At 47.4% G+C, this 12,807-nt stretch carries 8 protein-coding genes; 5 read left to right on the top strand and 3 right to left on the bottom strand.

Annotated elements, in window-relative coordinates:
* Nucleotides 1-408 precede the first annotated feature (408 nt).
* From rapA to ViNHUV68_RS12380, 3 genes are all read left to right on the top strand, one after another.
* Nucleotides 409-3,315 carry an RNA polymerase-associated protein RapA gene (rapA, locus tag ViNHUV68_RS12390; protein ID WP_391088365.1) on the top strand — a complete coding sequence of 969 codons (2,907 nt, stop codon included), beginning with the start codon at nt 409-411 and terminating at the stop codon, nt 3,313-3,315.
* A gap of 131 nt (nt 3,316-3,446) precedes the next feature.
* Complete coding sequence (gene rluA / locus ViNHUV68_RS12385) at nt 3,447-4,184, top strand: bifunctional tRNA pseudouridine(32) synthase/23S rRNA pseudouridine(746) synthase RluA (protein WP_038175336.1); 738 nt, start codon at nt 3,447-3,449, stop codon at nt 4,182-4,184.
* Nucleotides 4,185-4,215: 31 nt separating this feature from the next.
* On the top strand, nt 4,216-5,178 hold the full coding sequence (locus ViNHUV68_RS12380) for a D-2-hydroxyacid dehydrogenase (protein ID WP_038175338.1): 963 nt from the start codon (nt 4,216-4,218) through the stop codon (nt 5,176-5,178).
* A gap of 100 nt (nt 5,179-5,278) precedes the next feature.
* Here ViNHUV68_RS12380 and ViNHUV68_RS12375 read toward each other — a convergent pair whose 3' ends face one another.
* From ViNHUV68_RS12375 to pepA, 3 genes are all read right to left on the bottom strand, one after another.
* Nucleotides 5,279-8,149, bottom strand: a complete 2,871-nt coding sequence (locus tag ViNHUV68_RS12375) for a valine--tRNA ligase (RefSeq protein ID WP_038175340.1) — start codon at nt 8,147-8,149, stop codon at nt 5,279-5,281.
* Between the two features lie 207 nt (nt 8,150-8,356).
* Nucleotides 8,357-8,806, bottom strand: coding sequence for a DNA polymerase III subunit chi (locus ViNHUV68_RS12370; RefSeq protein ID WP_038175341.1), 450 nt, complete (start codon nt 8,804-8,806; stop codon nt 8,357-8,359).
* A gap of 44 nt (nt 8,807-8,850) precedes the next feature.
* Nucleotides 8,851-10,371: a leucyl aminopeptidase gene (pepA, locus tag ViNHUV68_RS12365; RefSeq protein ID WP_038175343.1), complete on the bottom strand. Its 1,521-nt coding sequence runs from the start codon at nt 10,369-10,371 to the stop codon at nt 8,851-8,853.
* 190 nt (nt 10,372-10,561) lie between these two features.
* Between pepA and lptF the strand changes: the two genes are divergently transcribed.
* Both lptF and lptG read left to right on the top strand, forming a co-directional pair.
* Nucleotides 10,562-11,665, top strand: coding sequence for an LPS export ABC transporter permease LptF (gene lptF, locus ViNHUV68_RS12360; RefSeq protein ID WP_038175344.1), 1,104 nt, complete (start codon nt 10,562-10,564; stop codon nt 11,663-11,665).
* Nucleotides 11,666-11,668: 3 nt separating this feature from the next.
* Nucleotides 11,669-12,739: an LPS export ABC transporter permease LptG gene (gene lptG / locus ViNHUV68_RS12355; RefSeq protein WP_038175345.1), complete on the top strand. Its 1,071-nt coding sequence runs from the start codon at nt 11,669-11,671 to the stop codon at nt 12,737-12,739.
* Nucleotides 12,740-12,807: the final 68 nt, after the last annotated feature.

Here is a 12,807-nt window from a genome sequence, read left to right as displayed (position 1 = left end):
TTTACTTGCGGTTGCTTGCACAGCTGTAGCCAGATCACGGATGGTTTGACTACAAAAATGCAAACCCGTGTTGATCGTCATCCTAATGAATGCATCACATGTGCCAGTCATAAACTTGACGCGCGATGATGCGGCTCATCAATAAGTATAAGGTGCTTTTTCTACACTCTTAGCTAGAAGTGCCATTGATTTCTTACACTTTGATGTCATCCCCAAGTCGGATAAAAAAATATTGCGTTTTGAGGCCTTTGTACGTGACCAATATCACAGCTTCAAGTAAGATTAGCGACCTTTTTTGACGCAGCCGCTGACATCCTTTTTCCCCGTCAGTAGCCTTTCAAGTTGCGTGAAAACCGCTAAGATTTATAGACCCGTTTTTGATTAGAAAATAGATGAGGTAGTCGATTCATGACATTTGCTTTGGGCCAACGCTGGATCAGCGATACAGAGGGCGATCTAGGTTTAGGAACCGTTGTAGCATTAGATGCACGTACTGTGACTTTAATGTTTGCTGCTTCGGAAGAGAACCGAGTTTACGCTCGAAACGATGCGCCCGTAACGCGAGTCACTTTTAATGTTGGCGATGTGATTGATAGCCAAGAAGGTTGGTCAATCAAGGTTGAGCAAGTAGTCGAAGATCAAGGCTTATACAGCTACCTTGGTGTGCGTGAAGACAATGGCGAGGAAGTGGTGCTGCGTGAAATCATGCTTAGCAACCAGATTCGTTTTAATAAGCCTCAAGACAAACTTTATGCCGGTCAAATTGATCGCATGGATAACTTTGTGCTTCGTTACCGTGCATTGATCAATCAATATCAGCAACACAAGAGCCCGATGCGTGGTCTATGTGGCATGCGTGCAGGTTTGATCCCTCATCAGCTTTATATTGCTCATGAAGTGGGGCGTCGTCATGCCCCTCGTGTTTTACTGGCCGATGAGGTTGGTTTGGGAAAAACCATTGAAGCGGGGATGATCATTCACCAACAAGTATTGGCTGGCCGAGCTGAGCGTATCTTGATTGTGGTGCCAGAAACGCTGCAACATCAATGGTTGGTTGAGATGATGCGTCGCTTCAACCTGCACTTTTCTATTTTCGATGAAGAGCGCTGTATTGAAGCGTTCGCCGATGCTGATAATCCGTTCGATACTCAACAATATGTGTTGTGTTCGCTCGATTTTCTGCGTAAGAGCCGTCAGCGTTTTGAACAAGCACTTGAAGGCGAGTGGGATCTGCTGGTGGTCGATGAAGCGCACCACCTAGAGTGGAGCGTCGATGCGCCAAGCCGTGAGTATCAAGTGGTTGAAGGGTTAGCGGAACGTACTCCAGGTGTGTTGCTATTGACGGCGACGCCTGAGCAGCTTGGGCGTGAGAGCCACTTTGCCCGTTTACGCCTGCTCGATTCAGACCGTTTCTTCGACTATGAAACCTTTGTTAAAGAAGAAGAGCAGTATGCGCCCGTTGCCGACTCTGTCAGTGCGCTCTTCTCTGGAAAAATGCTCGCAGATGACGCGAAAAATCAAATCAGTGAATTGCTGTGTGAGCAAGATGTCGAGCCGCTGTTCCGCATTATTGAAAGTGACAGTGACGAAGAAGCCAAAGCGGCGGCGCGCCAAGAGCTGATTGATAATCTCATGGATCGTCACGGTACTGGCCGGGTGTTGTTCCGTAATACCCGTGCTGCGATTAAAGGTTTCCCAACGCGTAATGTTAATTTGATGCCGATGGCTATCCCTGCGCAATACACGACCTCAATGCGTGTGTCAGGTCTGATCGGCGGTAAGATGAGCCCTCAAGCGCGAGCGATGAAAAACCTCTATCCAGAAGAAATTTTCCAAGAATTTGAAGGCGAAGAGTCGAGCTGGTGGCAGTTTGATAGCCGAGTCAATTGGCTATTGGAGAAGATCAAAGAGAAGCGCAGTGAGAAGATTTTGGTGATCGCATCACGCTCTAGCACCGCACTGCAGTTAGAACAAGCGCTGCGCGAGCGTGAAGGGATCCGTGCAACGGTCTTCCATGAAGGCATGTCGATTATTGAGCGTGATAAAGCGGCCGCCTACTTTGCTCAGGAAGAGGGCGGGGCGCAAGTGCTTATTTGTAGTGAAATTGGCTCTGAAGGTCGCAACTTCCAGTTTGCTAATCAACTGGTGATGTTTGATTTACCCTTTAACCCTGACTTGCTTGAACAGCGCATCGGCCGTTTGGACCGTATTGGTCAGACTCGCGATATCGATATTCATGTGCCTTATCTTGAAGGTACCTCGCAAGCGATTTTGGCGCGTTGGTTTGATGAAGGTCTCAATGCATTTGCCGAGACGTGCCCAACTGGTCGTAATGTGTATGACCAGTTCGCTGAGCGTTTAATTGAGATGTTGGCCTCGGGCGATACCTCTGATCTCGATGAGGTGATTACCGAGTCGGCGGCGATGAATAAGGCGCTTAAGGCGCAGCTTGAACAAGGTCGTGATCGCTTGTTAGAGATGCACTCTAATGGTGGCGAAAAAGCGCAAGCAATCGTTGATACAATTGCCGCGACAGATGGCGATACTAACCTAGTGACATTTGCATTAAGCCTGTTCGATACTATCGGCCTTGATCAAGACGATAAAGGCGAGAACGCCTTAGTGGTGACGCCATCAGAACATATGCTGGTGCCAAGTTATCCAGGCTTGCCTTATGAAGGGGCGACGATCACTTTTGATCGTGAAACAGCGCTGTCTCGCGAAGATATGAACTTTATCAGTTGGGAGCACCCAATGATTCAAGGTGGTATTGATCTTCTGATGAGTGAAGGCGTGGGCACCTCTGCGGTATCACTGCTGAAAAACAAAGCCCTGCCAGTCGGTACTATGTTGTTAGAGCTGATTTACAAAGTGGATGCTCAAGCGCCGAAACGCAGTGGGATCAGCCGCTTCTTACCGCCGACTCCGATTCGCATCATGTTGGATGGCAAAGGCAATGATCTTTCTGAACAAGTGGAGTTTGAAAGCTTCAACCGTCAATTAAGCCCAATCGGTCGTCATATTGCGACAAAATTGGTGGCGTCAGTGCAAGCGCAAGTGCATCAATTGATTGCCGCTGGCGAGCTTCTGATTGTTGATAAAGTGGCCGCGATCCGCAGCCAAGCACAACAAGAGATGCAAACTAGCCTCAATGCTGAGCTGGAACGCTTACAAGCACTTAAAGCCGTCAATCCAAATATTCGTGATGAAGAGATTGTCGCGATTGATGAGCAGATCAAAGAGCTGACTGGCTATATTAGCCAAGCTCAGTATCAATTGGACTCTCTGCGTATGATTGTCGTTTCTCATAACTAGAAAAATAAACGTCCTTACAAAATCTAGCGGCGAATAAAACGATGAGGGCTCTCTCCAGTGGAGGATCTCCCTCATCATCCTTTTGTTGCGATTGGACATGACGTTTGGTTTGATATTTCGCGGATTTCTTTATGGCCATGACAGAGTACCACCCGCCAACTGAGCCTTGGGTTGATATTGTCTTTGAAGATGAGCATATTCTGGCGGTGAATAAGCCGTCGGGATTGTTGTCTGTTCCTGGGCGTTTAGCTGAGCATTACGACAGTATGTGGTCTCGCCTAGTGGATATTTACCCCGATGTTCAAGTGGTTCACCGCCTTGATATGGACACTTCGGGGTTAATGCTGCTAGCGAAAAACAAGCTTGCTGAACGAGCGCTGAAAAAGCAATTTCAATACCGCTTAACCCACAAGGTTTATTATGCGCGGGTATGGGGCCATGTTGTGGCGGATGAGGGAGAAGTTAATTTGCCGCTTATTGGCGATTGGCCTAATCGTCCTAAACAGAAAGTGTGTTTTGAAACAGGCAAACAGGCTAAAACGCGCTATCAAGTGGTCAAACGTGAAGCAAAAACCACCTTGGTTCGCTTGCTGCCTATTACAGGGCGCTCACACCAATTGCGTGTTCATATGCAAGCGCTAGGACATGCGATTGTTGGTGATGAGTTTTACGCCCAAGATGAGGCGTTTGATTTTTCTAATCGATTAGAATTGCACGCCGCTGAACTGAGTTTCTACCACCCAAAATGCAATAGTTTGCGTAGTCTGTTTGTTCCTTGTGACTTCTATCTTGAAGCGGAAGCGATTATCTTTCACTTTTTCGCACCTGTGCGAGAATTACCAGACTATAAAACGCTGCCACACCCATAACCTATTTCCAAGGCAGCGACACGGAGGTTCCATGACGCTGCCGACTATTGTCTTTCTTGATCGTGCTACGATCCCAACTCGAATTGATTTGCCCCATCTGCCTTTTGATCATCAATGGCGAGAGTATGATCTGACCGCGCCTGGCGAGGTTGTTGATCGTCTTCAGCAAGCGGATATCGTGATCACCAATAAAGTGGTTCTTGATCGTGCGATATTGATGCAGTTGCCGAATCTTAAGATGATCGCGATCGCCGCAACAGGCTTTAACAATGTCGATATCGAAGCGTGCCAAGAGTTTGGTATTGCCGTAACCAACATTCGTGGGTATGCCACCCAGTCGGTTCCAGAGCACGTGCTGGCGATGATCTTTGCCCTCAAGCGCAATTTGAAAGGGTATCATAATGACATTGCCGCTGGAGAGTGGCAGCGACATAAGCAGTTCTGTTTCTTTACTCATCCCATCAGTGATGTGGCAGGATCGACACTGGGTATCATTGGCAGTGGCGCTTTAGGTCAAGCGACGGCCGAGTTGGCGAAGTCAGTGGGAATGAATGTGCTGTTTGCTGAACGCAAAGGGCAACGCCAGTGTCGTCAGGGGTATATCTCGTTTGAGCGTTTATTGACGATGTCAGATGTGGTGACGCTGCATTGTCCACTCAATGATGAGACGCGCCATTTGATTGGTCGTCATGAGCTTGCGAGTATGAAGCCGAGCTCGATTGTGATTAATGCTGGGCGCGGTGGCTTGGTTGATGAAGAGGCGTTAGTCGATGCATTAAAACATGGCACTATTCGTGGTGCAGGGATTGATGTGTTTACCGACGAACCTGCTGATGAGTCCAACTCCTTAATTGCTAATATGCACTTACCAAATTTGCTTCTCACGCCTCATGTGGCATGGGGCAGTGATTCTGCGATTCAAAACTTAGCCAATATTCTTATCGACAATATTGGCGCCTTTATTGAAGGTCGAGAGCACAATCGAGTGGTGTAATCCTATTTTAGAATGGGACACACACGTAAAAAGGGCCAGTCGCGATGACTGGCCCTTTTATTTCAGTATGTTACAGATCAACTATCGTGTTGCAACTCAATTATAGTGCAGCGATGGTGGTCTTTTGTTCTTCAAGCTTCACTAGCGTCTCTTTGTAACCTTCAAGCTTTTCACGCTCTTTAGCGACAACCGCTTCAGGGGCTTTAGCAACGAAACCTTCGTTGCCTAGCTTGCCTTCGATGCGTTTGATTTCACCGTGAGTCTTGTTGATTTCGCCATCAAGGCGCGCAAGCTCTGCATCTTTGTCGATAAGGCCTGCCATCGGGATCAATAGTTCAGACTTAGCAACCAGTGCCGTTGCACATGCCGGTAGTGTGTCACCTTCAGATACCAGCGTGATTTGCTCAAGTTTAGCTAACGCCATCAGTACTTTGCGGTTTGCTTCTAGGCGCGCAGCATCTTGCTCGCTTGCTTTTAGCATCACGTCTAGCGGTTTGCCTGGTGCAATGTCGTACTCGGCACGTAGGTTACGAATACTAGTGATGAACGCTTTGACCCACTCGATGTCGTCGAGTGCTTCTTGGTGGAAGTTGGCTTCGTCGTACTGAGGCAGCGCTTGTAGCATGATTGTGTCGCCTTCCACACCATCAATGAGCGGCTTAACGCTCTGCCAGATTGATTCTGTGATGTAAGGAAGTACTGGGTGAGCAAGACGCAGTGTCTTCTCAAGAACCGTAATCAAGGTGTAGCGTGTTGCTTGCTGTTGGGCTGCATCACCTTTCCAAAGAACCGGTTTAGTTAGCTCTAGATACCAGTCACAGAACTGGTTCCAAATGAACTCGTACAAAGTGTTCGCTGCCATATCTAGACGGTAGTTGTCTAGGTGAGCGTTAAACTCTTTTGCAGCCACTTCAAACTGAGACTCAATCCACTTATCAGCCAGAGAGAATTCCATGTTTGCACGGTCTTTGGCAGACAGCGACATACCACAGTCGTGTTCTTCTGTATTCATTAGTACGTAACGGCTCGCGTTCCATAGCTTGTTACAGAAGTTACGGTAACCTTCAAGACGCTTCATGTCCCAGTTGATGTCACGGCCGGTTGAAGCCATGGCTGCTAGGGTGAAACGCAGGGCATCGGTGCCGTAGGGTTCGATACCATTTTCAAAGGTTTTACGTGTGTTCTTTTCAATCTTCTTCGCAAGTTGCGGCTGCATCATGTTGCCACAACGCTTTTCAACCAGAGATTCAAGATCAATACCGTCGATCATGTCGATAGGGTCAAGGACGTTGCCCTTAGACTTAGACATTTTGTCACCGTTCTCATCTCGGATAAGGCCAGTCATGTAAACGGTTTTAAAAGGTACTTGCGCATTGCCTTGTTCATCTTTACAGAAGTGCATCGTCATCATGATCATACGAGCAACCCAGAAGAAGATGATGTCGAAACCTGAAACCAACACATCAGATGGGTGGAAGGTTTTCAGCGCTTCAGTATCTTCAGGCCAGCCTTGTGTACCGAATGTCCATAGGGCAGAAGAGAACCAGGTATCCAACACGTCGTCGTCTTGTTTCAGCACAACAACAGGCGCGAGGTTGTTCTTTTCACGAACTTCTTGTTCGCTACGACCAACGTAAACTTTGCCGTGGTTGTCGTACCATGCTGGGATGCGGTGTCCCCACCAAAGTTGACGAGAGATACACCAATCTTGAACGTCACGCATCCATGCAAAGTACATGTTTTCGTACTGCTTAGGAACAAACTGGATCTGGCCATCTTCTACGGCTTTAACCGCTGGCTCAGCCAATGGAGCGGTGCGAACGTACCATTGGTCAGTCAGCATTGGTTCGATAACCACACCACCACGATCGCCGTAAGGTACGGTTAAGTCGTGATCTTTCACTTCTTCGAGTAAGCCCAGTTCATCAAACTCAGCTACGATCGCTTTACGTGCTGCAAAGCGCTCCATACCTTGGTATTTAGCCGGCAGCTCGCTAGAGTAAACATCGCTTTCTTCACCGTTAGTAGTGAACACTTCAGCCGCATCACGAATGTCGGCGTTGAAGGTTAGGATGTTGATCATCGGTAGGCTGTGACGTTTACCCACTTCGTAATCGTTAAAGTCGTGCGCTGGTGTGATCTTCACACAACCAGTGCCTTTTTCCATATCGGCGTGCTCATCACCAACGATAGGGATCAGGCGGTTAACGATAGGAAGTAGGATTTCTTTACCGATCAGATCTTTGTAACGAGGATCTTCTGGGTTTACCGCGACGCCAGTGTCACCAAGCATGGTTTCTGGACGTGTCGTGGCAACAACGATGTAATCTTTGCCGTCTGCGGTTTTAACGCCATTCGCTAATGGGTAGCGGAAGTGCCACATGTGGCCTTTTTTATCTTTGTTTTCTACCTCAAGATCAGAAATCGCCGTGTGCAGTTTCGGATCCCAGTTTACTAGGCGTTTACCACGGTAGATGAGGTCTTCTTCGTAAAGACGGACAAACACTTCTTGAGTGGCAGCCGAAAGGCCATCATCCATTGTGAATCGTTCACGATCCCAATCTACCGATGCGCCTAGGCGACGTAGCTGTTTCGTGATGGTGCCACCTGATTCGGCTTTCCATTCCCAGATTTTGTCGATGAAAGCTTCACGGCCGTAGTCGTGTTTTGTTTTGCCTTCTTCTGCTGCAATTTTACGCTCAACCACCATTTGAGTTGCGATACCCGCGTGGTCAGTACCGACTTGCCAAAGAGTATTTTTACCCTTCATACGCTCTGCACGGATCAGAGTATCCATGATCGTGTCTTGGAACGCATGGCCCATATGTAGGCTACCAGTGACGTTCGGTGGTGGGATCATGATGCTGTAAGCTTGCTTTGAAGTATCACCGTGTGGCTTAAAGTAGCCTTTCTCTTCCCAAGCTTGGTATAAAGCTTGTTCGATTGAAGTTGGGTTATATGTCTTTTCCATAGTCGCCTTTTTCCTCGACGTATTTGGACGGGTAGCGGCGTTAACGGCATTCAAAAGCCCACTCGTGTGATGATAGGGATTTGCGCACGTGTTGCCTTGTTCTTCGCCCAACTATTTGGAGGAAATCTTTTCTGGTTGATGGTAAATCTTAGTCAATCATTATAAGTGAACTCTCTAAATGGAGAGCTTAACTATAAGGATTGACCACTAGTTGTGGTCAATATTGACCGTTTGTAGCTGATAGCCAGCTTGGCGATAGATTTTATATCTTTCTCGTGCCAGTTGCTTGGCTTTTTCTTCGCAAGGCACGAAGTCTACCACCTCAGCAAACTTGTTCGCAAAGGTTGTCTTATTATCGGCCAAATTTATTACCAATTGCCTGTTCCAAGAAGGCTTGACTGCTTGGTAACCGATTTCGATATTGGTTGCATACTTAGGGCCTTCACCGACCAAATTGTGCGCAATAAACTGCGCGGGATCAACTTGCCAAAATCGTTCGGCGATTTGCTCGGCGTGTACCTTATCGTTGCAATTAAGATAGACCTTTGCGCCTTGCTTGGCGAAATGCTGCGCGAGAAACAGGACATAGTGCGCAAAGCCTTCCGGACTCGCTTGAGCGGAATCAGGTGGAACGATGTAAAACGTTGCATTTGCCATGACTTTTCCTAAGCCTACAAAAAAGGGCCTTGCGGCCCTTTTGATTATTTTGAGGTTTGTTCCTCAGTCTCTTGGCCACTTCGGTTGAGTAAGAATTGGACAAGCATTGAGACTGGGCGACCCGTAGACCCTTTCGCTGCACCTGACTTCCACGCGGTACCCGCGATATCAAGGTGAGCCCAGTGGTATTTCTTGGCGAACTTAGACAAGAAACAACCTGCTGTGATGGTACCACCTGGGCGACCACCAATGTTTGCCATATCGGCAAATGGGCTCTTGAGCTGTTCATGGTATTCGTCTGCCATTGGTAGACGCCAAGCACGATCACTGGCTTGCTCAGAAGCGTTGACGAGTTCATGAGACAGTGGGTTATGGTTTGAGATAACGCCGCTGATGTGGTGACCGAGTGCGATAACACACGCTCCTGTCAGCGTTGCAACATCAACCACACACTCAGGTTCAAAGCGCTCAACGTACGTTAACACATCACAAAGAACCAGGCGGCCTTCTGCATCGGTGTTGAGTACTTCAACGGTTTGACCTGACATAGTCGTGAGGATGTCACCAGGGCGGTAAGCATTACTACCAGGCATGTTTTCACAGCCGGCAAGGATCCCCGTCACATTGATAGGCAGGTTGAGCTTAGCCAGCGCTTTCATGGTTCCGAATACAGATGCAGCACCACACATGTCGTACTTCATCTCATCCATTCCTTCTCCTGGCTTAAGAGAAATACCGCCTGAATCGAACGTGAGGCCTTTACCTACTAGAACGATAGGCTTGGCATCTGGATCGGGGTTGCCTTTGTACTCCATGATTGACATCATAGAATCGTTTTTAGAGCCTCGGCCTACGGCTAGGTATGACGTCATACCCAGTTTTTCCATCTCTTGTTCACCGATGATCTTGGTCGTGACGGTTTCGTAATCGTCTGCCAAACGGCGAGCTTGTGAGGCAAGGTAAGCAGGATTTGCCACATTTGGTGGCATGTTACCGAGATCTTTCGAGGCTTTAACACCAGAAGAGATAGCCAGCCCGTGTGTGATTGCTTTCTCGCCTAGGTTGAGCTCACGACGTGTTGGCACGTTAAAGACCAACTTACGCAATGGGCGGCGTGTTTCAGGCTTAACCGTTTTAAACTGGTCAAAGGTGTACAAGCCATCTTTGGTTGCTTCAACGGCTTGACGCACTTTCCAATAGGTATCGCGTCCTTTAACATGCAGTTCTGTTAAGAAGCACACCGCTTCCATCGAACCGGTTTCATTAAGCGTGTTAATGGTTTTTTGAATGATTTCTTTGTATTGACGTTCACCAAGTTCGCGCTCTTTGCCGCAACCGACCAATAAAACGCGTTCAGACAGTACACCTGGTACTTGATGAAGCAGAAGCATTTGCCCCGGTTTTCCTTCCAGATCACCACGGCGAAGCAGTGAACTAATATAGCCATCGCTGATTTTATCGAGCTGCTCAGCAACTGGAGAAAGGCGACGTGGCTCGAACACACCCACAACGATACATGCACTGCGCTGTTTCTCTGGACTGCCACTTTTTACACTGAACTCCATGCGTACTCCTACATCCTGAAGACAAATAGAACTAAATGTTAGATAATGCATCTTACTTGTTGATTCCTTACTCGGAACTATCCTTAAATAAGCGCATTAACAGTTAGCCAAAAATTTATAAAATAAAAGGTTTAACGGGAAATTATAGTGATTCAATTAAAAAAACAAGTTTTGTATAGGTAATTTCAGCGTGATTATTGTTAGATATTTGATCCGCGAGACACTCAAAAGCCAATTAGCGATATTTTTTATCCTTTTTCTCGTGTTCCTAAGCCAAAAATTGATCAAAGTACTGGCTGATGCATCCGATGGTGATATTCCCGCTAGTTTGGTGATGCATTACGTCGCCTTGAGTATGCCATCAATGGGATTATTGATGCTGCCTCTGAGCCTGTTTTTAGGGATCTTGCTGACTTTCGGCCGTTTGTACGCAGAAAGTGAAATTACCGTGATGAATGCCACTGGTATTGGCAATAAGTTCTTGATTCGCGCTGCATTGTATTTGGCGGTGATTACTGGTGTGATCGCCGGCTTTAACTCGTTTGTCTTCTCACCTTACAGTCAAGACAAGCTAGTGCAGTTACAAGAAGAAGTCGAAGCAGAAAATAGCGTAGACTTGCTGAAAAAAGGCCACTTTCAAGGGACACCAGATGGCTCTTCTGTGGTGTTTATTGATGATATTGACGGCAAGCAGCTCAAACATGTGTTTGTCGCGCAAATGCGCCCGCGAGACTCTATTTTACCGAGTGTTTCTTTTTCTCAATCAGGAGAAGTGAAACAACTTAGTGATGGTCGCCAAGTGATTCGTATGTACCAAGGGACGCGCTACGAAGGAGTACCGACCCGCGTTGATTATATGATTACCGAGTTTGATCAATATGAAGGCTTGATAGGTCAGCGTGACGTTAAGCCCAAAGGTCGTGACTGGGAAGCCATTCCGACTCTGGAGCTAATCAAAAATCATGATCCGCGTGCACAAGCTGAATTGCAGTGGCGTATCTCGCTGGTGGTATGTATTCCCTTGCTGACCATGTTGGTTGTACCTCTGTCTGCTGTTAATCCACGTCAGGGGCGCTTTGCTAAAATGGGCCCAGCGATTCTGATCTACCTGGCTTACTTCCTCTCCATTAGTGCGACAAAGTCAGCATTAGAAGATGGAACTATCCCTGCGGTAATAGGGATGTGGCCAATTAATGCGGCATTACTGCTTACCGCAATTGGGATTAACTCGATGGACAGCATTCCTGTTCGCCGCTTTAAAGACAAATTAAGACAAAGAAAAAAGGCAGCGTAAGTCGTGTTTAAAATTCTCGATCTTTATATCGGCAAAACCATCATTGCGACCACTTCATTAGTACTAGCGACCTTTGTGGGCTTGTCTGCAATCATTAAATACGTTGAGCAGTTGCGTAAAGTGGGAGAGGGAACCTATGACCTCATCCAGGCGTTGTTGTTCGTTTTACTCAGTATTCCGCGTGATATTGAAATGTTTTTTCCAATGGCTGCGCTACTTGGCGCACTGATTGGTTTGGGCATGCTAGCGTCGAGTTCAGAGCTGGTGGTAATGCAAGCGGCTGGTTTTTCGAAACTCAACATCGGCATGTCTGTGCTGAAAACCGCAGTGCCGTTAATGATTGCAGTGACTTTATTAGGCCAGTGGGGCGCGCCACAAGCGCAGAAAATGGCGCGTGATTTACGTGCATTTGCGACCTCGAACGGCGCTATTTTATCGGTACGTACTGGCGTGTGGGCGCGAGATGCGAATGACTTTATTTTTATTGGTAAGGTCGAAGATGACAAAATCTACGTCATGAATATGTGGCGTTTCGATGACAATAAACATCTTAAGAGCGTGGTTCATGCTGCCGAAGTGGAGTACGACGCGAACAACACGTGGATAATGAAAGATGTCCAGATCACCGAGATGGCAGACGAAATCGAAATCGCTAAGCAGAGCTTGCCTGAGTATCGTTGGACTACATCGTTGGCTCCCGACAAGCTTGCAGTGGTGACGGTAAAACCAGAAGAGCTATCACTGGCTGGATTATATGACTATGTGACCTACTTGAAAGCCTCAGAGCAAGATCCGGCGCGTTATGAGTTGGCATTTTGGCGTAAAGTGACTCAGCCGTTTTCGATTGGGGTGATGATGCTGATGGCGTTGTCCTTTATCTTTGGGCCGCTGCGCAGCGTGACCATGGGCGCGCGTATTCTGTCAGGGGTTATTGCTGGCTTTACTTTCTATATTTCTAGTGAGTTCTTTGGGCCGTTAAGCTTGGTGTATAACATTCCGCCAGTGTTCGGGGCTGTGATGCCAAGCATGGTATTTTTGACCATCGCCTTATTGTTACTGCGGCGTAAATTGTGACGGACATGACTTAGTAACGGACATGACTTGATAGAAGAACGGCAGCCTGATGGCTGCCGTTTTTGTAT

Origin of the sequence: Vibrio sp. NH-UV-68, from assembly GCF_042940635.1 — a bacterium.
In the GTDB taxonomy this organism is placed as follows: Bacteria; Pseudomonadota; Gammaproteobacteria; order Enterobacterales; family Vibrionaceae; genus Vibrio; species Vibrio pacinii.
Note: the sequence above shows the minus strand (reverse complement) of the source record. Positions and strands in the feature narration are given on the sequence as shown.

Excerpts from the sequence above, each read along its gene's own strand:
- ViNHUV68_RS12380 (WP_038175338.1), top strand. The coding sequence starts at position 4,216 with ATGACGCTGCCGACTATTGTCTTTCTTGATCGTGCTACGATCCCAACT.
- rluA (WP_038175336.1), top strand. The coding sequence starts at position 3,447 with ATGGCCATGACAGAGTACCACCCGCCAACTGAGCCTTGGGTTGATATT.
- ViNHUV68_RS12375 (WP_038175340.1), bottom strand. The coding sequence starts at position 8,149 with ATGGAAAAGACATATAACCCAACTTCAATCGAACAAGCTTTATACCAA.
- pepA (WP_038175343.1), bottom strand. The coding sequence starts at position 10,371 with ATGGAGTTCAGTGTAAAAAGTGGCAGTCCAGAGAAACAGCGCAGTGCA.
- rapA (WP_391088365.1), top strand. The coding sequence starts at position 409 with ATGACATTTGCTTTGGGCCAACGCTGGATCAGCGATACAGAGGGCGAT.
- ViNHUV68_RS12370 (WP_038175341.1), bottom strand. The coding sequence starts at position 8,806 with ATGGCAAATGCAACGTTTTACATCGTTCCACCTGATTCCGCTCAAGCG.